The 26283-nt window shown below is 51.1% G+C and carries 18 protein-coding genes; 9 read left to right on the plus strand and 9 right to left on the minus strand.

Annotated elements, in window-relative coordinates; all coding sequences use genetic code 11:
* The 5 genes from AC07OI_RS20140 (at nucleotide 1) to AC07OI_RS20160 (ending at nucleotide 5291) form a co-directional block, all read left to right on the plus strand.
* Entirely contained in the window at nucleotides 1-651 is a 651-nt protein-coding gene (locus AC07OI_RS20140; protein WP_495258491.1) for an FMN-binding negative transcriptional regulator, read from the plus strand.
* Between the two features lie 22 nt (nucleotides 652-673).
* Nucleotides 674-1135: a GNAT family N-acetyltransferase gene (locus tag AC07OI_RS20145; protein ID WP_492706679.1), complete on the plus strand. Its 462-nt coding sequence runs from the start codon at nucleotides 674-676 to the stop codon at nucleotides 1133-1135.
* 93 nt (nucleotides 1136-1228) lie between these two features.
* Entirely contained in the window at nucleotides 1229-1597 is a 369-nt protein-coding gene (locus AC07OI_RS20150) for a hypothetical protein (protein ID WP_492706677.1), read from the plus strand.
* Between the two features lie 123 nt (nucleotides 1598-1720).
* A complete protein-coding gene (locus AC07OI_RS20155) occupies nucleotides 1721-3796 on the plus strand; it encodes a M13 family metallopeptidase (RefSeq protein WP_495258492.1) in 2076 nt (691 codons plus the stop codon).
* A 199-nt stretch (nucleotides 3797-3995) separates the two neighbouring features.
* Nucleotides 3996-5291 carry a GAF domain-containing protein gene (locus AC07OI_RS20160; RefSeq protein ID WP_492706673.1) on the plus strand — a complete coding sequence of 432 codons (1296 nt, stop codon included), beginning with the start codon at nucleotides 3996-3998 and terminating at the stop codon, nucleotides 5289-5291.
* Between the two features lie 53 nt (nucleotides 5292-5344).
* On the opposite strand, the gene AC07OI_RS20165 is transcribed toward AC07OI_RS20160, so the two are convergent.
* The 5 genes from AC07OI_RS20165 to AC07OI_RS20185 are packed head-to-tail and all read right to left on the minus strand — an operon-like array spanning nucleotide 5345 to nucleotide 15112.
* A complete protein-coding gene (locus tag AC07OI_RS20165) occupies nucleotides 5345-6199 on the minus strand; it encodes a hypothetical protein (RefSeq protein ID WP_495258493.1) in 855 nt (284 codons plus the stop codon).
* A 41-nt stretch (nucleotides 6200-6240) separates the two neighbouring features.
* Complete coding sequence (locus tag AC07OI_RS20170) at nucleotides 6241-8079, minus strand: CHASE2 domain-containing protein (protein ID WP_495258494.1); 1839 nt, start codon at nucleotides 8077-8079, stop codon at nucleotides 6241-6243.
* 6 nt (nucleotides 8080-8085) lie between these two features.
* Nucleotides 8086-11214, minus strand: coding sequence for a beta strand repeat-containing protein (locus AC07OI_RS20175; RefSeq protein WP_495258495.1), 3129 nt, complete (start codon nucleotides 11212-11214; stop codon nucleotides 8086-8088).
* A 56-nt stretch (nucleotides 11215-11270) separates the two neighbouring features.
* A complete protein-coding gene (locus AC07OI_RS20180) occupies nucleotides 11271-13580 on the minus strand; it encodes a CHAT domain-containing protein (protein WP_495258496.1) in 2310 nt (769 codons plus the stop codon).
* 11 nt (nucleotides 13581-13591) lie between these two features.
* A complete protein-coding gene (locus AC07OI_RS20185) occupies nucleotides 13592-15112 on the minus strand; it encodes a ShlB/FhaC/HecB family hemolysin secretion/activation protein (RefSeq protein WP_495258497.1) in 1521 nt (506 codons plus the stop codon).
* 428 nt (nucleotides 15113-15540) lie between these two features.
* On the opposite strand from AC07OI_RS20185, the gene AC07OI_RS20190 reads away from it, so the two are divergent.
* Together AC07OI_RS20190 and AC07OI_RS20195 are read left to right on the plus strand one after the other, a co-directional pair.
* On the plus strand, nucleotides 15541-15912 hold the full coding sequence (locus tag AC07OI_RS20190) for a GFA family protein (protein ID WP_495258498.1): 372 nt from the start codon (nucleotides 15541-15543) through the stop codon (nucleotides 15910-15912).
* A 33-nt stretch (nucleotides 15913-15945) separates the two neighbouring features.
* Nucleotides 15946-16587 carry a LysE family translocator gene (locus AC07OI_RS20195; RefSeq protein ID WP_492706660.1) on the plus strand — a complete coding sequence of 214 codons (642 nt, stop codon included), beginning with the start codon at nucleotides 15946-15948 and terminating at the stop codon, nucleotides 16585-16587.
* A 12-nt stretch (nucleotides 16588-16599) separates the two neighbouring features.
* Here AC07OI_RS20195 and AC07OI_RS20200 read toward each other — a convergent pair whose 3' ends face one another.
* The 4 genes from AC07OI_RS20200 to nirB form a co-directional block, all read right to left on the minus strand.
* A complete protein-coding gene (locus AC07OI_RS20200) occupies nucleotides 16600-17070 on the minus strand; it encodes a GNAT family N-acetyltransferase (protein WP_495258499.1) in 471 nt (156 codons plus the stop codon).
* 6 nt (nucleotides 17071-17076) lie between these two features.
* A complete protein-coding gene (locus tag AC07OI_RS20205; protein WP_495258500.1) occupies nucleotides 17077-19839 on the minus strand; it encodes a nitrate reductase in 2763 nt (920 codons plus the stop codon).
* A gap of 200 nt (nucleotides 19840-20039) precedes the next feature.
* Nucleotides 20040-20384 carry a nitrite reductase small subunit NirD gene (gene nirD / locus AC07OI_RS20210; protein WP_492706654.1) on the minus strand — a complete coding sequence of 115 codons (345 nt, stop codon included), beginning with the start codon at nucleotides 20382-20384 and terminating at the stop codon, nucleotides 20040-20042.
* Between the two features lie 24 nt (nucleotides 20385-20408).
* The gene (gene nirB, locus AC07OI_RS20215; protein WP_492706652.1) at nucleotides 20409-22838 is read right to left on the minus strand and encodes a nitrite reductase large subunit NirB; all 2430 of its coding nucleotides are present in this window, start codon (nucleotides 22836-22838) and stop codon (nucleotides 20409-20411) included.
* A gap of 371 nt (nucleotides 22839-23209) precedes the next feature.
* Between nirB and AC07OI_RS20220 the strand changes: the two genes are divergently transcribed.
* Together AC07OI_RS20220 and AC07OI_RS20225 are read left to right on the plus strand one after the other, a co-directional pair.
* Nucleotides 23210-24424 (plus strand): nitrate/nitrite transporter, encoded by a 1215-nt coding sequence (locus AC07OI_RS20220; RefSeq protein WP_492706650.1) that lies wholly within the window; start codon nucleotides 23210-23212, stop codon nucleotides 24422-24424.
* Nucleotides 24425-24434: 10 nt separating this feature from the next.
* A complete protein-coding gene (locus AC07OI_RS20225; protein WP_495258501.1) occupies nucleotides 24435-26147 on the plus strand; it encodes a bifunctional protein-serine/threonine kinase/phosphatase in 1713 nt (570 codons plus the stop codon).
* Nucleotides 26148-26283 lie beyond the last annotated feature (136 nt).

Raw genomic sequence — 26283 nt, forward strand, 5'->3', positions numbered from 1 at the left:
ATGTACATGCCAAGTCATTTTTCTGAAGAACGCATTGAAGTCTTACACTCCCTGATACAGGCGCATCCACTGGCTGCTCTGGTCAGCTTGCAAGCAGGTGAACTTGAGGCGAATCACATTCCCTTCATCATCTCGCCACCAACGACAGATGCACCGTATGGCGTATTGCGCGGCCATGTGGCCCGCAATAACCCGGTCTGGCAAGGAGCAGACTCAGGTCTGGATGCGTTATTGATTTTTCAGGGCGCACAAGCCTATATCAGTCCGCGCTGGTATGAAGAAAAGCAGCGCAGCGGTTCCGTCGTACCGACCTATAACTATGCGGTCGTTCATGCACACGGCCCCATGCGCATCGTCGAAGACAGGCAGGAATTTTTACTCCTGCTCAGCGATCTCAGTGACAATTTTGAGAGCAAGTTCGACCAGCCATGGAAAGTCAGCGATGCGCCAGCAGAATATATAGACAGGATCATGGACTTGATAGTCGGCATAGAAATACCCGTGCGCCGCATCAGCGGAAAATGGAAAACCAGCCAAAACAAAAGCACGCAGGACAGGGTGAATATAGTGGATGGCTTGCGTGAAAAACAGGACCCGGCTTCGCGCGCATTGGCAGATGTCATGGAACAGCAATTGTTTAAAACCGATTAAAACAAAATGATAAGGAAAGTAAATGAGTAAAGTAGTAGTCCGTGCAGTGACCAAAGAAGATTTCGCCAACTGGTCTGTCTTGTGGGAAGGCTATAACCAGTTCTATGAGCGTACCGGTCCAAATGCCTTGCCAGAAGCAGTGACGCTCAGGACATGGGGCAGATTCTTTGATGGCTATGAACCTGTGCATGCCCTGGTGGCAGAACAGGATGGACGTCTGGTGGGGCTGGCGCATTACCTGTATCACAGAACCACCAGCCGTATTGAAGCCAGTTGCTATTTGAATGATTTATTCAGCAGTCCAGATGTACGTGGCCAGGGTGTGGGACGTGCCTTGATAGAAGCAGTGTATGAACAAGCAAAACTGGCGGGTTCTACCGTCGTGTATTGGCAGACTCATGAAACTAACGAGACTGCGCAAAAACTGTATCGCCAGGTGGCAGACAGGTCGGGATTTATCGTGTATAGAAAAAGCCTGACATAACAGACATAACAAATAAAGAAATTCATTCATTCATTTACAAGAGTGGTACGAGTGGGCAATATGCAAGCGATCGATATCCACCCTGGTCTTTAAATGAAACTGCTTTTATTGCTCGTCTGCGTACTTGGCCTGGTTTACGGTGCAAGGCTATTACAAATAGCCTTGTGGCCCAAAGTGCAAGTGCGTGTCTTGAGCACCAGACAAGAGATCACTGGCGACGATGATGGTTGTGCTACTGGCTGGCTACATGCCGAGCTTGAGTATTGGCATGAATCACGAAAATACCAGGTTCAATGGCGTGTCGACCTGATGCAGCACAGGCATTTGCCGGATGCCCTATGGATGGTCATAGCACCATCCATGCCTGAACACCCTCGTTTTCCCATTTCCATCATCAAGCCATTTGCTATATTGACGATTAGCGTGGTTTTCCTGGCTATTGAATTAACCCGCCTGCCTTGATATTGCCTTCAAGCTCACATTTGCCGTTCTGCAGCATAAGTTTCTCTAAAATTCCTGAACTTTAGCTAAAACAGAGCATCTATAGATCTTTCCACACAACAAGCTTCATAGCCAGGACATACCATGTCACGTACCCTGATTTCTCTCGCTCTTGCCAGCCTGTTTACAAATATGCTGGCAACGCCAGCCTTTGCACAAAATGCAAATGCTGGCAGCACCGGCACTATCGTCGCGCATAAACTGCAATCTGGCATAGATTTGCAGTGGATAGATAAAACTGTCAGACCGCAGGACGACTTTTACCAGCACATGTCCGGCAAGTGGCTGGCAACTGCAGAAATACCGGCGGACCGTGGCCGCTTTGGTTCATTTGACCAGTTGCGTGATTTGTCTGAACAAAGGTCTTACGACATCATCCAGACCCTGGCTGCAAACACGAAGCTGGCCGCAGGTTCAAACCAGAAAAAAATTGCCGATCTGTTTAATAGCTTCATGGATGAAGCACGCGCCAATACGCTTGACATCAAACCACTGCAAAGCCAGTTTTCCCGCATAGATGCACTTACAGATAAGACAAAACTGCCTGCCTTGATGGCAGAGCTCAGCAAACTAGGCGTGAACGTGCCAGTCGCGACCGGCATTAACCAGGATGCGCGTGACTCCAGCCTCTATGCGGTGTATCTGAGCCAAAATGGCCTGACCATGCCAGACCGTGACTATTATCTGAAACAGGATGACGCCAAGTTGCAAGGCTTCCGCGAAGCCTATCTCAAGCACCTGGAAAAAATGCTGGGCATGAGTGGCCAGGCCAAGCCTGAACAAGGGGCCGCTGCCATCATGGCGCTGGAAACCGAGATCGCCAAGGTGCAGTGGACCAAGGTAGAAAACCGCAATCCTGTCAAAACCTATAACAAGACAGATCTGAAACAGCTTGAGCAATTACTGCCTGGCTTTGACTGGAACGCTTATTTCAGTGAAATAGGCATGGCAGGCAAAATGGACTACGTCATCGTGCGTCAGCCTGAATTTTTCAGCGGCCTGGGCAAGATCATCGCCGCCACACCTCTGGATACCTGGAAGATTTATCTGAAATGGCAAACCCTGAGTGCTTATGCACCTTTCCTCAGCCAGCGTTTCGTTGACCAGGATTTTGAATTTTCCAGCAAGACCTTGCGTAGCGTCCCCGCTAACCAGGCACGCTGGAAGCGCGGCGTAGGCCGGGTAGAAGAAGCCATGTCAGAAGCCCTGGGGCAGTTGTATGTAGAAAAATACTTCCCGCCAGAGAATAAGGCGCGCATGCAAACCATGGTCAACAATTTACTACTGGCCTACAAGCAAAGCATAGAAACCCTGAGCTGGATGAGCCCCGAAACCAAGAAAGAAGCCCTGGCAAAACTGGCAAAATTCAATCCCAAGATAGGCTACCCTGATCAATGGCGCGACTATGGCAAGCTAGTCATTGCCAAGGATGATCTGGTCGGCAACGTCATACGTGGCCGTGAACATGAATACCAGCGCCAGTTGGCAAAACTGGGCAAACCGGTCAGCCGCACTGACTGGGGCATGAGCCCGCAAACCGTGAATGCCTATTACAACTCACGTCAGAATGAAATCGTCTTCCCTGCGGCAATATTGCAGCCGCCATTCTTTAACGCAGCAGCTGACGATGCAGTCAATTATGGCGGCATAGGTGCAGTCATAGGCCATGAAATCAGCCATGGCTTTGACGATTCTGGCAGCCAGTCAGATGGCGACGGTAATTTGCGTGACTGGTGGACCAAGGAAGATAAGGCCAACTTTGGCAAGCTGACCGCAGCCATGATCGCCCAGTACAGCGCTTACAGCCCCTTGCCTGGCTATAAGGTCAATGGCGCATTAACCCTGGGTGAGAACATTGCTGACAATTCCGGCCTGTCAATTGCCTACAAGGCCTACCAGATTTCCCTGGGTGGCAAACCAGCCCCGGTAATCGATGGATATACTGGCAACCAGCGTGTCTTCATGGGATGGGCGCAAGTCTGGCGCGGCAAGTCACGCGATGGCGAAACCATACTCAGGGTGAATACTGATCCGCATTCCCCTTCCATGTTCCGTGGCAACGGCCCCTTGACGAATTTGCCAGAGTTTTACTCTGCCTTTGGTGTCAAGGAAGGTGACAAGATGTACGTGGCGCCTGAAAAACGCATTACGATCTGGTAATTAACATTCAGACAAAAGAGGCAGCAATGCCTCTTTTTTAATGGAAATAGCCATAAATTATCAATATTTCCCCCGGCGGCAATACCTGCCACTGGCTTTTTGCAAAAAACGAGCCCAAGCTTATCAGTGTCGCAATGACGATATAGCCCGGCTGTGGCAAAATAGCTGGGATTGAATTCCCATCGATGAAAGCAAATTTATGAGTTTTGTACGCCGTGTCCAGCAAGATAAGTATGATGTCTATGATAAAGAGGACGTGCATGCTCGCTTACATTTCTTCAAGAATCTGCAAACCATCACGAATGCCATCCATTCGACCAGTAATATCGAGCAAATCATGCTCGATCTGTCGCACGACATCTGCAATCTGTTTGATTGTGAACGCCTGACCTTGTACTCAGTGAATTACAAGAAAAACGCCATCGAATCCAAAGTCAAGACTGGTTTGACCTCATTCAAGGATTTTGCCCTGCCTATTTCTGAAAAGAGCGTGGCTGGCTTTGTCGCCATGAGCAAGCAGACTGTCAATATTCTGAATGTGTATGACGAGGCTGAACTCAGGAAACATTCGCCCAAACTGGAATTCTTGCGCCGCGTTGATCAACGCACTGGCTTTCGTACCAAGCACATGATGGTTGGCCCGCTGATCCACGAGCAAAGCAATGAATTGCTGGGCGTGCTGCAGCTCATCAATAACCGCAATGATTGCCAGTTCCCGCCGTTGCTGGAAGAAGGTTTCAAATACCTGCGCAATACCCTGGCTGTGGCCTTTGCCCAGCGCCTGATGTCGCCACAGGTTATTCATACCAAGTTTGATTCCCTGATCAAGTCATCAATACTGTCCATACCTGAACTGGGCCTGGCTGCGCGTGCAGCACGCCGCAAGGGTGTGGATGTGGAAGAAATCCTCATCGATGAATTTGAAGTTAACTTGTCTGATATAGGCAATTCCCTGGCGACTTTCTTTGAGTGCGAATACCAGCCTTACAAGGCAGACCGCGCACGCCCGGATGCCTTGAAGAATTTCAAACGCGCCTATGTTGAAGATCATCACTGGGTCATACTGGAAGAAAATGCCGACAGCCTGACTGTCATGACGACGGACCCTGAACGTGTCATGGCTTCACGCATCGTGCATAGCCTTTTCCCTATCGCCAAAATACAATATGTGGTGACGACACAAAGAGAGTTCAGGCAAACAGTGGATCAGTTCTTTGGCGACACTGAGGCCGCTATTGCCATGACTGAGCAAAATGCGCAGGATGCGATTGATACTGTATCCGCTGCTGAAAAAGCCCTGATCGCGCAAGTCAGGGAAACCATACAGGATGCATTTGCCAAGAGCCACCCTGAATTCCAGATTGATGTGCGCTCACGCGAAGATAAAACTGTCAGCCGCATGCACAAGGATGGTTCTGTCCAGCGTATTGCAGGTCAGGTCATTGTTGATTTCCATGTCGATTTTCTTGATACCGGCATGAATACGGCAGCATAAAATACCGTGCTTCGTTAAAACGTCACGCCCTGTTAGGAGCGTGACGTTTTTTTTTAAGGTGCAGCTTCAGACAGTTTTTGCAAGTCTGGCCGCTGCCTGGCGATCTGTTGCCAGACTTGTCTGGCCTCACCAAAAGCCCGCCTGCTTTGCAGCATGGCTGCATACATGACCCAGTCTTCGACGCCTGCACCATCTTCAGGCTTCAGTTCATTGAGGCTAATAGCTTCTGCCTTGCTGGCCATTTTGAATTCAGCCCTGGCAGTATATGTCTTGCCGTCTTTGGTGGAGATATAAGCGACTTGCCAGCGGTAAGTCGCGCCCTCTTCCAGCTTTATCGCCTCTGGCATCAGCCAGTTATTCTCTTTGGTTTTTTCAGTGACGATGAGCTTCTCATCCATGTCAGAAATACTGATGTCAAACTCTGCCGCTTCAGCAGAAATCCAGTTAAATGCTGGACGCTTGCCGAGTAACAAGGAATTGTTTTCGGGCGTGACGGTAACAATACGTGGCGGTACCTGGCGCATGCGCACGGCACCTGCAATCACATTGCTGGTTTCCGCTGCACGCACGAGTTTTTCTGCCATGGGCCGGACTACCGCTTTTTGTCCCTGCAGACTGGTGACACCGTCTTTTTCTATCGTTACCGTTGCGGGGCCTGTCAACTGATACACGGAGCGTGTCGCATATAAGGACAGCGAAGCCTTGGCACCAGCCTCGAGAGTGATTTGCATTTTCGGTTGCAGGTAAGCCAGCAACTGCAGTTTGGACGTCGCGCCATTGACTTCCATCTTGCCATTGCCCTGTACATCCAGCACCATGCCCAAGGCTGCCTCGGCATGTGCCAGACCACAAGTCAGTGCAGTGACAAGACTGATCATGATGGTCATATAAGTTCTCAATGCGTTCATATTTTTACTCATATTCACACTCATCAATTAGATTGTGGTATTTAAATTTCAGTAACAGCAGATACAGCCTGCCAGCCCCATACGGCAATAGCAGAACGCCCCTTGAGATTTTTATCCCCAAGCGGAATCAAGGTATCTGCTTCAGCCAGGCTGGCAACTACTGTCTCAGAACAGACGACAGGATACCCCACATCCTTGCACAAGCCCTCTATCCTTGCTGCAGTGTTCACAGTATCTCCTATGGCTGTGTATTCATGCCGCTCTGCCGAACCGACCTGACCAATCACCGCATCGCCGGCATGCAGGCCAACGCCTATCTGCAATGCAGTTTCACCTTCCGCCTGCAATTCAAGGTTCAATGCATCCAGTGCAAACAGCATGGCCCGCGCGGCATTGAAAGCATTTTGCGCCGGATTATCGAGTTGCTTGGGTGCGCCAAAAAATGCCATCATGCCGTCGCCAATAAACTTGTCTATGGTGCCACCATGCTCATGCACAATCTTGCTCATGACGGCAAAGTAACGGTTCAAGAGGCTGACCACATCTTCAGCCTGTGCATGCTCACACAAAGTGGTAAAACCGCGGATATCAGAGAACAAAACGCAGACAGGCAAACGCCTGCTTTGTGAAGTCTGGTCTATGCGGCCCTCCACTATCTCCTGCATGACAGCCGGGCTGACGCGGCCAGAAAAAGCTTTGCTCAGACGTTGTTTGTCAACATAGTGCTGCCATGCTTGCCAGGCGCTGCTACTGCTCATGGCCAGCAAACCTGTCAGGAAAACTGCCGTTGGCGGCAACCAGAAATCATATTGCATGACGATGCTGCTGGTCATAAATAAGCCCAGCGTGGCAACTGTGAATGCCAGCAATTTGATGCGTATGCTGCGCCCCAGCCAGAACAGGGCAAACAAGGCAGACAGAGCAAACAGACCAGGCGTGCCTGCCTGCTGCAATAAACGCTGGTTCAGTATGCTGCGCAATAACTGCGCGTGCGCCAGTACGCCTGGATTGGGATCATTCTCTGGCAACCAGGCCGCCAGTGATACAGGCAGATCGACCAGATCGGTTGCGTCCATGGTCGCCCCCAGCAAGACGATCTTGCCAGCAAAGCCTTGTTGCAATTCTGCTGTTTTGCCTTGCTCGGCGAGTTTCAGTATGTCTTGTAGCGGGATATACCTGAAGCGCTCACCGAGACGGTAATTGATCAGACCATTCCAGTCCTGACGTACACCTGCAGCTGCCGCTATTTCAGTCGCCAGACCACGTTCACTGCGATCAGGCTGGCAATCCCGCCCCGGGAAACGACGTATACGCTGGTCACTGTCGCGGCAAAATTCAGCTGAGGCAACAGGTTGGAATTTCTCACCCTGCATGTCTAGCACCGCAGCATAATCCACCTGGATGTCGCGATAGTGCGCGTGCTTCAAATCCCAGATTTTGGCTGCGACCACGGGCGTAGTTTGTATGCTTTCCAGCAGTCCCGTCAGCAATATTTTATGAAAATCGAGTGCATCCTTGCGTGTTGAGATCAAGGTATCAAAGCGTTTTTCAGGCAAACTAAGATCCATGCCGACTACCTTGGCTCCAGCTTGGTTCATGGCTCTTAAAAAATTGGCCAGATGCCTATGATTCAGACTCAATGGCTCATCAACCTCATCAAGAAAAGCTTCATCAATCCCTACTACGATGGGGTCTATGACTATTTTTTGAGGAGAGTATTCACGCGATATTTTGAATTGCAAATCGAGAATTTTGTTGTCTATCGCAATCACCGCAGGTAAACGCAGCAAGATCGCAGACAAAACGAGCAACACCAGCAAACCCAGCACTTGCAGCAAGCGCGGGGTAAAAAAATCCTGCAGGCGTCTGGACGTGGTCATGGCAACTCAATATCTCAACAAACTCGTCGCGGTGGGCAATAAGCCACCCCGTCCGACCAGACTCAATGAACTGCCACTACCCAGCCTGCACAAATCGGCTGCCAGGTCTGCAAACTCATATGCTTGCGCATTCAAATTCACCAGACTGGCAGAGAAATCGACTTGCGGGCTACTCAAGCTGACAAGTCCATTCACCCCATCAGGTGCTGCAGCCTGTATCAAATTCTTGCCGCTACCATCAAATTTTTGCGGCGCACCGCCAAGCAGCAACTGATTGCCACTGGCGATGGTGGCGTTCACCTGTATGTTCACGTTACCGCCACTGGCAGCCTTGGCCGCAGTATTTGCCTGCACAAAACCGCTACGCAGTATCAAGGCTGGTGCACTGATGCTGATATCGCCACCATTGCCTGTCTGCAAACCCGTAACGGAAGTGGTGATTTGTGAGCGCTCAAGTATCAAAGCGCCTTTACCATGGACATTGATACCACCGCCATTCCCTTCAAAGGCACTGGTGTTGATATTACTATTTTTTGCAAGCAGGCGGTGAGCATAGTTGAGACGAATATCACTGGCAGCCGCATTGCCGCTGGCAGAGGCAGTGATTTGCGCCTGCTGCAACGTGATATCCGAGGCATCAATTGCCAGCAGGGTTTTGACAGGCAATTTGTCGGCGCTGACCTGGGCAGCATTGCGTATCGACAGTATGCCCTGATTCATATCCAGGCTATCGGTCGCCTTGATATTCACATTACCTGTATAACCGCTGGATGCAGCACCAGCTTCTGAACTGATGATGGCATTGCTGTCCACACGAATCTTACCTGCATTGACATTGACTTCACCAGCCTTGCCATTGGCATAAGCACTCGATGAAATTTGTGCGCCATTGCCCATCTGCAGTTGGCCCGCAGTGACATTCACCGCACCGGCATTGCCGACTGACCTGCTGGTAGATTCACCACCTGCATTAGCGCTGCTGAGGATACCCGTACTCAGAATCTTCGCATTAACGTCATCTTCCTTGATGGGATTGCTGAGCTTGCCATCCAGACTGATGCTGGCGGCATTCACTTTCACGGTACCAGCCGAACCGGTGGTGTAACTGATCGTCGCTGACGATATCTGACCGCCATCCTTCAATGACAGATTACCAGTGATATTGACATCAACATTACCGGCATTGCCTTGCGCCTGCGTACCAGCATCACTATAGATACCTGTCGCCGCTCCCTTGCCATTGACATCAAGACTGGCAGCATCAATTTTGACGCTGCCACCATTACCCACAAAGCGGGTGGCAGAAGATATTCTCGCACCATCTTGCATCTGTATGGACTGATTGGTTTTGACTGCAATATTGCCAGCATTACCCACACCTATGGTCTCAGCAAGGATGCCACTGCCGTCACCATCCAGAGCCAGGGTATTGGCAGCCACATTAATAGAACCACTATTGCCGCGCGTGTACGTAGTAGTCGAGATCCGCCCGCCACCAGCCAGTGATAACTTGTCAGCCACGCTGACATCAATATCACCACCGTTCCCGCCACGGAAATTGGCAGAAGCACGAAAATCACCGGCGTCGCTATAGATGCCCGCCTCCAAGCCCTGACCATCAATGTGCAGGCTATTGCCAACAAACCTGATCTTGCCAGCCTGACCTGCATCAAATGCGGAAGTTGAAATACCACCTTCAGAAAAAATGGTGGTGGCTCCACTGACATTGACGCTGACATTACCGGCATTGCCAACAGCACCAGAAATACTGTTAATGCCGGTAGAAATGCCATTGCCATTGATCAGCAATTCTGCAGCACTGACTTTGACATCGGCACCCTGCCCTGCCGCATAAGTGGCAGAAGAGATTTGTGCGCTATTCAATATGCTGAGCTTGCCTTTGACTATGGCCTCAACATTGCCTGCATTTCCCGTTCCTTTATTGGTGGTGCTGAGCAAACCTGTATAAGGGCCATTGGCCTCTGCCCCGTCGAGCATTATTTCACTGGCGTTCACACGCACATTGCCAGCATTGCCCGATGTATAGCTGGATGAAGAAATGACTGCGCCATTCAGGATATTGAGTTTGCCTGCCACATTGATGTCAAGATTGCCCGCATTGCCATAAGCTTCGTTAGCCTGGCTGAAAATACCTGTCACTTGTCCCTTGCCATCCATACTGACATTGGCTGCATCAAGCCTGATGGAACCGGCAGTGCCAGAACTGAAGGTAGAAGTGGAAATACGGCCAGCATTGACTATGCTGAGCTGTTGGTTTGCCGCGATAAGAATATCGCCCGACTTTGCACCACCATCGTTAGCATTGCTGAAAATGCCGGTAGGTTTGCGTGCATCTTGTCCGTCGACAAGAATATCACCTGCCTGTATACGCACCTGAGCTCCATCGACATTACCACTCACCGATGCATTGAGACTGCCACCATTGACTATACTCAATTTGCCATCCGCCTTGGGCAACTCACCATTAAAGCCAACTTCCAACTTGCCCTTGCCTATGGCAGCCACGCGCACTGTTGCGCCGGGTGCGAGCAAGCTTGCGTCATTGATAGCGATATCGCCAGCAGCCAGCGTCAGCGCCTGTTGCGGGCGGACATTAACTGTTGCGCCATTTTTGAATTCAAGAGTGGCAGAAGTATTTCCCAAAAATCCAAAAGCTTCAGGCGCGGCAGCGGACAGGGTGCTGGCTTTTGCCGTATCGACATAAAAATTCCCATCTGCAAATTTCACATAATCTGCTGTACTGATATGCAAACCTGCAGGTACATCAATGGCAGCCCCTGCACCAACAATCACACCAGCAGGATTGATGAAATAAAAATGCGGCTGGTTACCCGCAGTTGCACTGAGTTTCAACAAACCATTTATATTCGAGGCTACGCCGCCAGTGACGCGGGCTATTACATTTTGCAAAGCCGTCGAAGTGGTAAATGTGGCCGATTCACCATTTTCTATACTGAAGTTTTTAAAGCTATGAAATAAATTACCACCCTTGGTCGTACCCAGACTTTGTGGGACGACGAAATTGCCACTCAGGTTTTGTACGGCACCAACGGTGCCGTCAGTGGTGGCACCGGCGTAAGCAAATACAGGAATACTCCCAAAAGCCAAGGACAAGCTTACTCTGAGAAGGCTTAACCTGAGCAAGTCCACCTTATGCAATCGCTTAGTCTTCATAACCAGCTCCCTACCATGATGAATGGTGCCCAATAAAATGGATGACTGAACTGATTATTCTTCATCAATTCCAACTGCGCCTTTTGCAAGGCCTGCGCCTTGCTGGTGGCAGGTTCTGCCAGGCGACGGTAAAACTGGCCCATCAGCAAAGTCGCCGCATCATCAGATACAGGCCACAATGAACCCAGCGCACTCCTGGCCCTGGCTTTTAGAGCCGCTCCACTCAAGCCCAGCGGTGCCCTGTCATCACCTTCTGCCGTTTCACAGGCCGACAGTGTCAATAACTCCAGTTCCTGATTTTTCATACCACCTGACCGTAAAAATCCTTGCAGATTATCCATGGTGATCAGATCATCATGCGCCATGACAAAGGTGCTGTCGGCAGTGCCGCCAAACACACCATGTGAAGCGATGTGCACAATCTGGTAATCACCCGTCCTGACCTTCTGGCTGAATGCTGCAACGGTAAAATTCGCATTCAGCAAAGTCTGGCTAATAGTCAGTTTTTCCAGCGTACGGATTTCTTCATCAACACCAGCCAGCGCCAGCATTTGCTGCAGTTGCTGATGCTGGACTGGCTTATTCAGGATAGCGGCTTCGCTTGCCTTGGGGATATTACGCAGGCTGCGCGTCAGCACGGCTCTGGCAACTTGCCTGCCATTTGCTGTCGTTTGTGGATTAGCTGCCAGCAATTGCTCAACCATGGTGCCGGGCAATTTATCAACAACAGCACCAGGCTCGCTCATGCCTGCCAGCAGCGTTTTATATGCAGTATCGCCAAGGTTGCGAACGCTGGTATTGGTGAGGCTCAAAGCAGGTACAACCGCTATCGCATATTTTTCTATGGCAAATTGCTGGCCATCATGCAAGGCCGCAAAAGGTAAAAGGCGCAATACACCATCTGGGACAATAACCAATGTGCGTATGCCCTGCTGAGAGAGTTCGGCATCAACTGGCGCCAGCAAGGCCTGATACAGATGCTTTGCCTGCGGTTTAAAAGAAAGATTCTCTTTCAGTACAACACCAAAATCGAGCACGTCGGCGCGCATCTTTGCTGCAGACATAGGTATGCTATGGCTGTACATACCCTTGCTTGTTTCCAGCAAAAGCTCCAGCCTGTCGGGCAAGATGATGGGATAGAGTATTGCTGTGTCATGAGCGATCACATCATTCTTATTGTTCTTACGATTGGCCCTGGCGTTATCAACAGCACAGCGGTCACCCAGATAGTCCTGCAATTCGGTTTGCTTGAGCAATTCCAGCACATCGCGGGCGCGGCGCAATTGTGCATTTTTTTGGTCATCATTCAATCGCGCAGATGTCTGCAGTAACAAATCTGCAAGACCCAGATACACAGGCTCCAGAGTTGCACGGAAAGAAGAACGACCATCCTGATATTCGACCGGTATGTCAGTGCGTATGACTTCTATATGGTCGAGCGCTCTTTGATAGGCGGCGATTGCCTCAGTATTTTTTACTTGCGCCCGCAAGATGCGGCCATGACGCCATTCGATATTGATGAGCAAGTCATGCGCTTCCAGTCCCTGTGAAGCCAGCAAGGCCTGGTCAGTCAATGCCAGGGCATCATCATAACGATGTGCATCTTCGTAAAGCTGTGCAAGCTGGTCCAGTGCTTCCAGTTGCAATCTTGCCTGGCCCTGCTTTGCAGAGAGTTTACGTGCATAGTCAAAAGCCTGAAAAGCCAGGCTTTGTCCCTCTGCGCCAAAAGGCTTGGCTTGCGCACCAAGATTCAAACTATAGCGGGCAGCATGTGGCTGCTCTCCTGCTCGCTGCAGACCTTGCCACAATGCCTGCAGGTTTTTCAGGCTGGCTGCCGGGGTCTGTTTTTTTGCTTCCAGCTTTTGCCGGTTCAGTCCGACACTGATTGCGATTGCGGCATCAGAATCAGCCAATTGCAACGCCGCATCGTAGTAGTAGCGCGCCTGCTCTGCATGCCCCTGTTGCTGCTGCCAGTTGCCAACATCAATTGCATAGCCAGCCTTGTCCAGTTTATTGCTGGCATGATCAAAGGCAAATACCAGGTAGGGCTCTGCCTTGGCAATCTGATGCATTTGCACATAAGTCTGCGCCAGTGCAGACGCGGCCTTGACTTTATCTGCTGTCTGATCAGCCCTGGCGTAAGCAGTTTGCAAAGCCGACAGTGCCTGCGTATAACTACCGCTGGCACACTCATGCAACCCCTGATCCAGCGCAACATCGCTTGCAGATGCAAGCATGTGGATAGACATTGCCAGCACACTGGCAATCAAGATGCATTTGGCTGGTGAGGCAAATTTGTTACGCATATGCCACACTCTCAAAATAAATGGTAAGTCAATTGGGCATGCACACCATGGTCTTGCAAATTGCCATTGCTCTGCCCCGGCAGACTGACAAGCTTCCTGGCCAGGAACAAGTCGGCAGCCCAGTTTTGCCATTGCCAGTTCATGCCCACGCCTATCGAAGCCAGTCTTTGTGCAACCTCACCCTGGTTGCTGGCTGTCGCCAGATCAGTAAAAGCAATGAGCTTGAATTTGTGTCCGGCTTCCAGCCAGACTGGCAAGGAGTAATGGTATTCTGCATTCAGCAACCAGACACGGTCGCGTACGACAGCGTTTTCCCTATAGCCACGCACAGTAGCAACACCGCCTAGCGAGAATCTTTCCATAGGCAATAATCGATCTGGTGTTTGCTGCGCAGAAGCGCGCAAGATGATTTGATCACCAGTCTTGCCGAGGTTTTTGACATACTGCAATTGCCCTGTCCAGATGCGGTAATGCTGATCAGGTACCTGCAAGCTGGTATCACTGCCGTCTATATTATTGTGGCCAAAAGCAAACACACTGCGCAAAGCCAGCGCCTGGGTTTCCCAGCGTTCTGTCCATTCCTGGGAAAAGCGTACTACTTTGGTTTTTGAATAACCATCAGGCTCGCCGGGCGTGAAGGAGAATGCCTCGCCCAATAAACTGGTCTGGCTATCGCGCTGGCTATAGCTGAGACCGAACTCGATTTTTGTTTGCAGACTATTGACCAAAGTCTGGCTCATGCCCAGTTCATAACCCGAGCTACGGCTCTTTATATCAATAGCTGCCATGGATTCACCAACAACAGAGGAGCTGCCTTTATCAAGGCTGAGCTTCAGTGCAGTGCCACGGCTATTTACCGGCATGGTCCATCCAAGATGTACTGGGTCAGCACCTTCGCTATGAGCGATACTGGCATCCAGATAATCACCATAACCACTCAGATTGCGCACCCAGCCTGACATGCCCAGCACTTCTGATCCTATCGAAGGCGCACGGTAATTGTTGGTATAGATATTCATGCCATAGGCTTTGGCGCGTATGACATCGATGTCCAGTATCGCAGTACCGGGCTTGTCACCGGGGATGATGCGGCTATTGATTTTTTCAAACAGCGGATCAGTCAGCAAGAGCTGGAAACGCTGCTGCAAGACTGGCATATTGAACACTTCATCATCCTGGAGCAAGCGCTGCTGCAAATAAGCTGGCCGCAGCCTTTCTTCACCTTTTAGCCGGACTTCAGAAATGCGTCCTTCTATCAAACGTATGCTGACTATGCCTGATGGAAAAGGTTCACTACCGTCTGCCACGACCAGAACGGCCCCAGAATTGAGGTAACCACGTTCTGCATACAGGCGCGAAATACGGGTGCGCAATTCTTCCAGGTCAGCATAAGTGGTGCGCTTGCCGAGATAGGCTGCCGACATGCCCTGCAGTTCTGCAGTACTGATGACTGCGTTGCCATTGAATTGAAACTCCCTGATCATCACATCCCTGGCGACAGTCTGTACCACAGGCAGATCATTTGCAAACACGGAAGCTGGCTTTAACCACGCCAAAGCAATACAGGCAGCAATCAGCGATATTCTTGAAACTACAGGTCTTCCAAAAAAAGAATTCTGCATGATTATTGGCCGCCAGTACTGATATATCGATGTGCGGTCATAGTCTGAAGAATGGCTTGCATGAGATGGTTGAAAAATAAACGGAGCACAGTGTTGCTGAGCAGACCCGGCATGATAAGTCTATTGCCAAATCATTACAACGATACCAAGGTATGGCTTACATTTGGACACACCTGAAACAGGCAGACAAGGCTTTGCAGCAAGCTTAAATAAATATACACAGAATTGTCATGGTGAATTGACCATGGCAGCACAGTATCTTGCAGAGAATTGTACCGGTACACCTGGTCTGCCATGCTCTAAGATGAATATTAATGAAGACTCAGGAGTAGCAAAAAATGCAAATAACAGGTTCCCGCCCCATGCAAAAATATCAGGGCAGTTGCCACTGCGGTGCTGTGCGTTTTGAAATAGAGACGGATTTTCCTGAGCTGACGATGTGCGACTGTTCTATCTGTCGCCGCAAAAATGCCTTGATGGTCAAAGTGCATGAAAGCAAATTCAAGCTGCTGGCGGGCACGGAATCATTGAGCGAATACCGGTTTCACACCAACACCGCCCATCATTATTTTTGCAAGACTTGCGGCATTTATCCTTTTCATCGCAAGCGCGTGACGCCAGATAATTTTGGTATCAATGTCTATTGTCTGGAGGATTTTGACCCTGCCGGTATCCCGGTACGACAAGCCACTGGCGCAAAGATGACATAGAACGACATTTTTTAATCAAACCAGGAACTAGCGATGCAAACCCAAACCCTGCTTGCCTTTACCGCCATGGCCAGCCTGGCTATACTCAGCCCCGGCCCCGCCACTTTGCTGTCTTTAAAAAACGGCGCAAGTTATGGCACGCGCGCTGTCATGTGGTCAGCCTTTGGCAATGTGTGCGGCATCTTTTGCCTGTCCACTACTGCCTTCCTCGGCCTGGGTGCATTGCTGAATTCGTCAGCCATGCTGTTTACTGCCGTCAAGATCATCGGTGCGATCTACCTGTTTTATATCGGTGCAAAACAGTTGTTTGGAAAGAGTAGTGCGTTGACACATGGTGTCCAGAACGGGCATGCAGATAAGCAGCCACGTCCCCGTAAATTATTTTCAGAAGCCTTCTTGACAGCGGCTACCAATCCCAAAGCCCTGATGTTTTTTACAGCCTTGTTCCCACACTTCATTACGCCAGGTGAAGCTCTGGCGCCACAGTTTTTTGCATTGATGGCGATCTTCATGAGCCTGTCTTACCTGACCCATCTGATGTATGCCCAACTGGCTGCGCGTGCCATGCATGTGCTGGTCAAGCCGCGTTTTGTGAAGTGGATTAACCGCATAGTCGGCGCGGCCTTCATCACCTTCGGGACGATGTTGCTGAGTTTACGCAGACAAACCGCTTGAGGGTCTGAGGGTTCAGGCAGATAAGATTTTTTCCATGAAGACGCTCAAAGGGTCTTCTTCATAATCAGCAAAAGCAGCCCTTTCTGCATATCCAAGGCGGAAATACAAGCCCAGCGCCTCAGGCTGCCTGATACCGGTTTCCAGCCGGGCTACGCGGATATCCTGGTCCAGCAAGTAATCTTCCAGCGCACGCATGATGTGCTTGGACAAACCCCTGCCGCGGAATTCTTCAGGTACAAACACCCGCTTGATTTCACCATAACTTAGTTGTTCATCGTCATCAAACAGAATAGTCACAGCACCACAGGCAGCCAGTTGTCCGTCTATGTGACAACCGAGAAAAATCACATTATCTTGCACTAATGCGTCCACGCTTAACAAGTGATTACTCTCGGCTGGATACAATGCAGCCATATAAGCATCAGACATGGCTATCAATCTGCCTGCGGCCTCTGAAGCTGGATCTATTCTTTCTATCTTCATGTTCTTTTATGCTACTTTCTCTTGCATGTTGAGGCTGATCATTTTTTTGAGCTCAGGTACACAAGATCCGCAATTCGTACCGCATTTGAGTTTAGCCTGCAAACCAGTCAGGATATCGGCTGGCAAACCATCCATGTTACCAAGCGCCTTATTGATTTCGGTATCAGTCACATTCAGGCAGCTGCAAACCACTTTGCCGCGCGCGGCAAAACCCTGCGGTGCGGTGTTACTTGGCATGAGCAAGAGACGGCCCAGTCTGGCGACTGGCTCCTGTGCCTGCAGGAAGTCCTTGAGCCAGCTTTCGGCAGAAACGTCCCCTGCCAGCGCCACAGCAGCAAGACTGCCGCCTTTCACCAGGATATGGCGCGAAACACTGCGGCGCTTATCGTCATAACGCAAGACATCCGCGCCCTGTATGCCAAACAGCTGCTCGATTTTTTCCAGAATTTCAGTTGCTACCGCTTCCTCATTCGCAGCACGGAAGATCACTCCCACTTTGTCACGGCCAAATGGTGTGCAGGATGCATAGGCAAACTCGCGCATGTAAGGGCGTAAGACAGTTTGGACGGCATAAGCTTCTTCACTATCCAGCCAGGCGAATACCACGAAACGCCATGGCAATTCTGCTTTCAAAATCTTGACGGCAGCGGCTTTCAGTTCTGGTTGTTTTGAACTGGGATCGATTGCCGGTGAAGTCAATGCATTCACGCCATAGCTGGCGTTCCTGGCATGACCACGGCCAGATACATACTCTTCACCCCAGTGCATGGCGATGAAAACCTGGCCAGCGCGCTGCTCATCACTTTCAACTACCGGCAAAATAACAGTGCCACGGCGGCTGCTGACATGCACCAGGTCACCCGCTTTGAGGAAGCGCCTCTGCATGTCTGTGGCCTCCATGCAAATGCCAGGTTCAGCCACGTGGGCAAACAACTGTGCGACAGTACCCGTACGGCTCATGCCATGCCATTGATCGCGCAGGCGACCAGTGTTCAAGGAAAATGGGTAGCGTGCATCAACTGCGTCCTTGACAGGCTGATACACGGTATTGACGAAACGTGCGCGACCATTTGGCGTAGGGAAGATACCATCTTCATACAAACGCTGTTTGCCAGCGCTGGCACCAGCCGGATAAGGCCATTGCTGTGGCCCCTGCTGTTCCAGTATGGCGTATGACAAGCCGGTGATATCGAGGTCACGGCCACGGGTACTGTCGCGGTGTTCGTTCCAGACTTGTTCGTCGCTGCCGTACCTGAAGTTTGCTGGCGACTTGCCCAGCAAAGGGGCCAGTGCCTGCGCAAACTGACTGGCGATTTGCCAATCGTGTTTTGCTTCGCCAGGTGCCGGTATGACGGGGCGCACACGGGATATGCGGCGTTCTGAGTTGGTGACGGTGCCAGTTTTCTCTGCCCAGGTGCTGGCTGGCAAAAGTATGTCGGCGTAAGGTACGGTGGCGGTGCTTGCATAAGCTTCTTGCACGATCACCAGCTCAGCTTTTTGCAGGGCTTCGCGTATGAGATTTTGCTCAGGCATGGATTGAGCGGGATTGGTGCAGACTATCCAGATGATCTTGATCTCCCCCTGCCGGACTGCCTCAAACATTTCTACTGCGGTTTTGCCCGGTGTGGCGGGTACATCGTCTACACCCCAGTAGGCGGCAATTTCCGCCCTGTGTTCAGCATTGGCAAGGTCGCGGTGGCCCGACATCAGATTGGCCATGCCACCGACTTCACGTCCGCCCATGGCATTTGGCTGCCCAGTGAGAGAAAACGGCCCGGCACCTGGCTTGCCAATTTGATGGGTAGCCAAGTGCAGATTGATCAGGGCAGCATTTTTTGCGGTACCGGCAGATGATTGATTGAGCCCCTGGCAATACAGTGACAGGCTGGCTTTGGACTGGCCAAACCAGCGCGCTGCCTGTACCAGGTCAGCTTCCTTGATGCCACAGGTTTTGGCGACAGCCGCAGGCGTGTAATCACGCACAGTTTTCTTGAGTTCGGTAAAGCCTTCGGTATGTTCCTGGATATACCCCAGATCAATCAGGTCTTCCCAAAGACACAGATGCAACATGCCGTTGAACAGGGCAACATCGGTGCCTGGCAAGATAGGCAGGAATAAATCTGCTTCACGCGCGGTATCAGTACGGCGCGGATCAGCGACTATCACTTTCAGGTTTGGATTTTTTTCCCTCGCCTGCTCCAGGCGGCGATACAAAATCGGATGTGCGTAAGCCGTGTTGGAACCGACAATAAAAATAACTTCTGCCAGGTCTATATCTTCATAACAGGCAGGCGGCGCATCGGCACCTAGGGTCTGCTTGTAACCGGCCACGGCACTGGACATGCAGAGACGCGAATTGCTGTCGATATTATTGGTGCCTACCAGACCCTTGGCGAGTTTGTTGAAGACGTAATAGTCTTCAGTCAGCAACTGACCAGAAATATAAAATGCCACACTATCTGGGCCATGCGTCTTGATGGTGTTCGCAAACTTGCCCGCCATGCTGGCAATGACGGTATCCCAGTCACTGCGCTGACGCGTCTCTTCACGCATTAGCGGATCACGCATTTCAGGATAAAGAGCCCTGACTTGCTGCTGTATTCTTGCATCTGCAGACAGATGCAAGGTACTGCCTTTGCTGCACAGACGGCCAAAATTGGCTGGGTGCTCAGCATCACCGCGCACACCCAGCACTTGTTTGCCATCGCTTTCTATCACTACACCGCAACCAACGCCGCAATAACAACAGGTAGATTTGGTTTCAGTCATACATGCCTTTAAGTGCTCGCTGCATCACCATAGTATGTGATGCAGCGCATTTTTTCTAAGAACCTGTTTACGATATGTAGCGAGCGCGCGTCAGCGGGAGTGAGGAGCAGCGCAAAAAGCGGAATGTACTCTAGTACATGAGCATTTTGAGCAGCACATGAACCCCCGATCACGCTCGCGCTTAAGATCGTGAACAGGTTCTAAGCCTCTATTGCAAGTGTACGCAATTCATTCGCATCCAGATATACCTGATCTGCATCCACTTTCAAGCTGAATTTTTGCGTGCATCCTTCATCGGGCGCAATTGCACAGCCAGAAGCCAATTCGATATTCCAGTTATGCAAGGGGCAGGCCACTCTTTCACCAAAGACTATACCTTGTGACAATGGGCCGCCTTTATGCGGACACTTGTCCAGCAAAGCAAAGACCTTGTTTTCTGTATTCCTGAAAATAGCCACATCCGGTTTGGCGGCACGCGCAACCACGCGTGCGCCCAGTACGGGAATATCTTCAACACGACAAATAACTTGCCATTCATGACTCATGTTTTTTCCTCTCAAAAAATGGCGTTATGCTGGCAAGCGTTCAAACTGACGCGTATCGACCTGGGCTTTTTCTGGTTCATGCCACGGATCAGATTCACCTTCCAGTGCAAACAGCAAACGTTGATACAGGTCTTTGCGGCGCTCGTGGTCTTCCAATATGATTTTCTTCACATAATCCAAACCGACGCGGGCCAGGTAATGTACGGTGCGCTCCAGGTACCAACCTTCTTCACGGTACAGTTGCAAGAAGGCGCCGGTATACTCCATGACTTCTTCATGGGTTTTCAGTTTGACCAGGAATTGTGCGACTTCGGTTTTGATACCGCCATTGCCGCCTACATAAATTTCCCAACCTGAATCAACACCAATGACACCAACGTCCTTGATACCTGCCTCGGCACAATTACGCGGACAGCCGGATACCGCCAACTTGACCTTATGCGGTGAATACATGCGTGCCAGTTCGCGTTCCAGCTGTTGTCCCATGAGGGTAGAGTTTTGCGTACCAAAACGGCACCATTCACTGCCCACACAAGTTTTCACGGTACGCAAACCCTTGGCATAAGCCAGACCGGATGGCATGCCCAGGTCTTGCCACACGGCGCGCAAGTCTTCTTTTTTTACACCCAACAAATCAATACGCTGACCACCGGTGACCTTGACTGTCGGTATCTTGAATTTATCGACGACATCAGCAATCCTGCGCAATTCACTGGCATTGGTTTCACCGCCCCACATACGCGGGATAACAGAGTAAGTACCATCCTTCTGGATATTCGCATGCGAGCGCTCGTTGATGAAGCGTGATTGCGGATCATCCTTGGCTTCACGTGGCCAGGTAGAAATCAGATAATAATTAATGGCCGGACGACAGCTGGAGCAACCATTAGGTGTGCGCCATTCCATGAATTCCTGCACGCCGGAGACCGTCAACAGCTTGTTGGCCTTGATGGCATCACGCACTTGCTGATGGCTATGATCAGTACACGCGCACATGGGCTTGACTTTAGACGCCGTCGAATAATCACCACCGGCAGTAAACATGATGATCTGTTCTACCAGCCCAGTACAGGAACCACAGGACGCCGATGCCTTGGTATGCTTGCGCACATCGTCGAGTGTGAACAGACCTTTTTCCTTGATGGCCTTGACGATGGTGCCTTTGCAGACACCGTTACAGCCGCAGACCTCGGCCTCGTCTGGCATGGCGGCAGCCTTGGTATGACCTTCGTGGCCAACGTCGCCGGTATTTGATTCACCAAACATCAATGAGTCACGGATTTCGGAAATATTCTTGCCTTCGCGCAGCAGTTTGAAATACCAGCTGCCATCGACGGTATCACCATACAGACAGGCACCGATGAGCTTGTCGTCTTTCACCACCAGCTTTTTATAAACACCACCTATAGGGTCAGACAAAATGATTTCTTCAGTGTCTTTGCCACCCATGAATTCACCGGCAGAAAACAGATCGATGCCTGTCACTTTCAGTTTGGTGGATGTGACTGAACCCTGGTAACGGCCAATCCCAAAATTCGCCAGGTGATTGGCGCAGACCTTGGCCATTTCAAACAAAGGGGCAACCAGGCCATATACCGTGCCGCGATGATTAACGCATTCACCAACAGAGTAAATGCGCGGGTCATAAGTCTGCATGGTGTCATTGACGATGATGCCGCGATTGCAATACAAGCCTGCAGACTCTGCCAACGCCGTATTGGGGCGTATGCCAACTGCCATGACGATCAATTGTGCAGGGATTTCCAGGCCATCGGTAAAGCGTATGGATTTGACATGACCAGCATCATCACCAATGATGGCTTCGGTATTTTTTTCCAGCAGGAAGTTCAGGCCACGGTCTTCCAGCGATTTTTGCAGCATCTTGCCAGCGACGGGATCAAGCTGACGCTCCATGAGCCAGCCAGGCAGATGCACCACAGAGACACTCATGCCGCGCATTTTCAAACCATTTGCCGCTTCCAGACCCAGCAGGCCACCGCCGATGACGACAGCGTGCGTATGCTTTTCTGCCGCCTCTATCATGGTATTGGTGTCGTAAATATCGCGGTAGGCAATCACGCCCTTGAGGTCTTTGCCAGGCACGGGCAGCATGAAAGGTGTGGAACCTGTCGCGAGCAACAGACGGTCGTATTCAGTCTGGGTGCCATCTTCGGCTATCACCAGGCGACGTGCCCTGTCTATCTTGACGATTTTTTTGCCCAGGTGCAGAGTGATATTGTTTTCTTCATACCAATCCACATCATTGAGCATGATGTCTTTGATGGTTTGCTCACCTGCCAATACAGGTGATAGCAGGATGCGGTTGTAATTGGCATAAGGTTCTGCACCAAATACGGTAATGTCATACAGGTCGGGGGCGATCTTGATTAATTCTTCCAGGGTACGCACACCTGCCATACCATTCCCTACCATCACTAGCTTAAGTTTCTTCATGGCTGCTCCTTTGCTTGTCTCCCCAGACACTAAGCAAGAGCAATGCCAGTTCATTTTTATCAGAGGGAAAGGCAGAATGTTTTTATAAGCCTGCACCAATTTAACTGCGCATTAATACGGTTTTCACCAAGAAAAACTGAGAATTCCTCTGTTGGCAGCAAGAGCAATGCCACTTATTGAAGCATGCGCCCAAAATCCTCACTGCACTCATACAAAACCAAGCCATTCTGGTGCATTGCACCATTTAATTCAGATGACGCACGATTTTCGCGCAGTAAGTTTTGTTTTTAATCATAAAGCAGAGCAAAGGCATGCACATTTTGATGGCACGTCCCTTGCAAGTGGCATGCGTGTTCACTATTGGAGCGACCATGCAAAAAACATCATTCTGGAAAGCCGGGCACACACCCACCCTATTGGCATCTTTCTTTTATTTTGACCTGAGTTTCATGGTCTGGGTATTGTTGGGGCCACTCGCCATCCAGATTTCCAAAGACCTGGGTCTGACAGCGGCACAAAAAGGCTTGATCGTCGCTACGCCATTATTAGCTGGCGCTCTATTGCGCATCGTGATGGGTGTATTGGTAGATCATTTAAAACCCAAGAAAGCCGGTTTGATAGGGCAAATCGTCGTACTGATAGGCTTATGCTGGGCATGGCTGGGTAATTTGCATACGTATGAACAACTACTGTTCCTCGGCGTGATCCTTGGTGTCGCTGGCTCTGCCTTTGCCGTGGCATTACCGCTGGCATCACGCTGGTATCCTCCTGAACACCAGGGCACTGCTCTGGGGATAGCGGGTGCAGGTAATTCTGGCACCGCCTTTGCTGCCCTGTTTGCACCAGCATTGGCAATCGCCTTTGGCTGGCAAAATGTGTTTGGCCTGGCGCTGATCCCCTTATTTATAGCACTGGCTGTTTATCTGATTTTCGCCAAGGATGCACCGGGAGACGCACCAAGCAAATCCCTGACTGAATATCTGGCCGTCTTGAAAGACAAAGACGCCTGGTGGTTCATGTTCTTTTACAGCGTTACCTTTGGTGGTTTTTCTGGCCTGGCATCCTCTTTGACAATTTATTTCAATACGCAATATGGTTTAACGCCAGTGACGGCTGGTTATTTCACTGCCGCCTGCGTCTTTGCCGGTTCGCTGGTGCGTCCCATGGGTGGCCGTATTGCCGACCGCATCGGCGGTATCAAAACCCTGTCTGTCATGTACAGCATCGCTTCTGCCTTCCTGTTCATTGCCGCCATAGGTTTGCAATCGGCTACTGCTGCGGTATGTGTATTTGTGGTTGCCATGCTGGCACTGGGTACAGGTAATGGTGCGGTATTTCAACTGGTGCCGCAGCGCTTCCGTAAAGAGATGGGTGTCATGACTGGCCTGGTCGGCATGGCCGGTGGCATAGGTGGTTTTTATCTGGCTGCCAGTATGGGTTATTCACGTCAGATCACTGGTAGCTATCAAATAGGCTTGTCAATTTTCGCCAGCCTCGCCATCGTCGCCTTGCTGGGTTTATCATTGGTCAAGAAACGCTGGCGCACTACCTGGGGTTCCGCCGCCATGACTACAGCAAAAATTTAATCGATCGCATATGCCACTGACTGTCAGCACAGGACATCACAGCGTCGCCGGCTTACGCCCGCGCAATGAAGACTTTGTCGGCATGGTCACGCCGGGCGAACCCGAGCTATCCTGCAAGGGCATGGTACTGGCCGTAGCCGATGGGGTCTCCGGCAATGAAGGCGGACGTGAAGCGGCTGAATATGTAGTGCGTGGCTTGCTCACCGATTACTATGCCACGCCCGATACCTGGGAAGTGACAACAGCGCTGGACAAGGTGCTGGTTGCCATGAATAGCTGGGTACAGCAGCAAGGCTCAGTGCGTCGTGAGCTGGCAGGCATGGCCACCACCATGACTGCACTGGTCCTGCGGGGGCGCATGTATTACAGCGCCCACGTGGGCGATACCCGCTGCTACCTGTTGCGTGATGGTGTGCTGCAAAAACTGACCCAGGACCATGTCTGGGACAGGCCAGAGATGCAGCATGTCCTGACCCGTGCTATCGGCCTGGACAGCCACCTCGTCATCGATCATGGCATGGGTGAATTGCGTGTCAATGATGTCTTTTTGCTGGCCTGTGATGGTATCTGGGCCAGCCTGACCGAATATGACCTGACAGATTTTTTGAAGCAAGTCAGTGCAGGCAGCCTGGGCAGCGAAGTCGCCTGCGAAGCACTATGTGCAGCCGCACTAAAGGCAGGGTCGCAAGATAATTGCAGCGCTGTGATAGCACGCGTAGAGACCTTGCCTGAAGGTGAACTGCGCGATGCCATCAGCGAGCTGCATGCCCTGCCCGTGCCGCCGCGCATGAAGCCTGGCCAGACCCTGGACGGTTATGCCATAGAAGAAGTCATGCATACTTCACTGACGACGGTACTGTATCGTGTCAGCGAACCATCACATCACCGGCAACTGGTATTAAAAACCCTGCACCCGGACAAGGCCAACGATACGCAAGAACGCTCTGCCTTCGCGCATGAAGCATGGCTGGCAAAACGCGTCGTGGCGCGCTTTTTCCCACAGGTCATCACTCCTGATCAGAGAAACTACCTGTACTATCTCTCGACCTGGCATGCCGGTGCATCCCTGCAAAAAAGGCTGGAAGCCGGTCAGCATTTCACCATACCAGAAGCAGTTGCCTATGGCGGCAAGCTGGTACGCGCCATTGGTGCCCTGCACAGGCGCAGCATCTTGCACAGGGATATCAAGCCCGCCAACGTGCATCTGGGGGATGATGATGAGATCCGCATTCTTGACCTCGGCGTAGCACAATCCGGCTTTGACAGCCAGGATGGCCAGGGTAACGCCAGCCACACCATGGCGGGCACACCCTCATTTCTGGCACCGGAACAATTCCAGGGTGCCGCACCGTCAAGGTCTACGGATTTGTATGCCACCGGGGTCACGCTCTACTATTTGCTGACGCGCCATTATCCCTATGGTGAAGTGGAGCCATTCCAGCGCCCCAAATTTGGTGAGGCGGCATCACCAGGTCGTTATCGTCCCGACTTGCCACACTGGCTGGAAAATGTCTTGCTCAAAGCCGTCGCACGCGACGAGGCCGATCGTTTTGAAACAGCAGAAGAATTCTTGCTGGCACTGGAACGTGGCGCAGCCCATCCCCTGCCCGCCCCGCAAGCCAAACCCCTGGCTCAGCGCGATCCACTGGCCACCTGGCGCATGCTGGCAGTCTTGTCCATCGTCGCCAATGTGCTGATGTTGTATATACTGATAGCACGCTGATCCTGCCTCCCTGAGATCGCTCACTCACAATAGTATTGCTCTCGCTGTTAATAGTGCATTAACATAAGACCATAATGTCAGGCTCATGCCATGCCAGTGGCTTTTGCATGAATCTGGAAACTGCACCTTCTGTAGC

Source organism: Undibacterium sp. GW821-FHT07F11, from assembly GCF_059418665.1.

Excerpts from the sequence above, each read along its gene's own strand:
- AC07OI_RS20140 (WP_495258491.1), top strand. The coding sequence starts at position 1 with ATGTACATGCCAAGTCATTTTTCTGAAGAACGCATTGAAGTCTTACAC.
- AC07OI_RS20145 (WP_492706679.1), top strand. The coding sequence starts at position 674 with ATGAGTAAAGTAGTAGTCCGTGCAGTGACCAAAGAAGATTTCGCCAAC.
- AC07OI_RS20150 (WP_492706677.1), top strand. The coding sequence starts at position 1,229 with ATGAAACTGCTTTTATTGCTCGTCTGCGTACTTGGCCTGGTTTACGGT.
- AC07OI_RS20155 (WP_495258492.1), top strand. The coding sequence starts at position 1,721 with ATGTCACGTACCCTGATTTCTCTCGCTCTTGCCAGCCTGTTTACAAAT.
- AC07OI_RS20160 (WP_492706673.1), top strand. The coding sequence starts at position 3,996 with ATGAGTTTTGTACGCCGTGTCCAGCAAGATAAGTATGATGTCTATGAT.
- AC07OI_RS20165 (WP_495258493.1), bottom strand. The coding sequence starts at position 6,199 with ATGAACGCATTGAGAACTTATATGACCATCATGATCAGTCTTGTCACT.
- AC07OI_RS20170 (WP_495258494.1), bottom strand. The coding sequence starts at position 8,079 with ATGACCACGTCCAGACGCCTGCAGGATTTTTTTACCCCGCGCTTGCTG.
- AC07OI_RS20180 (WP_495258496.1), bottom strand. The coding sequence starts at position 13,580 with ATGCGTAACAAATTTGCCTCACCAGCCAAATGCATCTTGATTGCCAGT.
- AC07OI_RS20190 (WP_495258498.1), top strand. The coding sequence starts at position 15,541 with ATGCAAATAACAGGTTCCCGCCCCATGCAAAAATATCAGGGCAGTTGC.
- AC07OI_RS20195 (WP_492706660.1), top strand. The coding sequence starts at position 15,946 with ATGCAAACCCAAACCCTGCTTGCCTTTACCGCCATGGCCAGCCTGGCT.
- AC07OI_RS20200 (WP_495258499.1), bottom strand. The coding sequence starts at position 17,070 with ATGAAGATAGAAAGAATAGATCCAGCTTCAGAGGCCGCAGGCAGATTG.
- AC07OI_RS20205 (WP_495258500.1), bottom strand. The coding sequence starts at position 19,839 with ATGACTGAAACCAAATCTACCTGTTGTTATTGCGGCGTTGGTTGCGGT.
- nirD (WP_492706654.1), bottom strand. The coding sequence starts at position 20,384 with ATGAGTCATGAATGGCAAGTTATTTGTCGTGTTGAAGATATTCCCGTA.
- nirB (WP_492706652.1), bottom strand. The coding sequence starts at position 22,838 with ATGAAGAAACTTAAGCTAGTGATGGTAGGGAATGGTATGGCAGGTGTG.
- AC07OI_RS20220 (WP_492706650.1), top strand. The coding sequence starts at position 23,210 with ATGCAAAAAACATCATTCTGGAAAGCCGGGCACACACCCACCCTATTG.
- AC07OI_RS20225 (WP_495258501.1), top strand. The coding sequence starts at position 24,435 with ATGCCACTGACTGTCAGCACAGGACATCACAGCGTCGCCGGCTTACGC.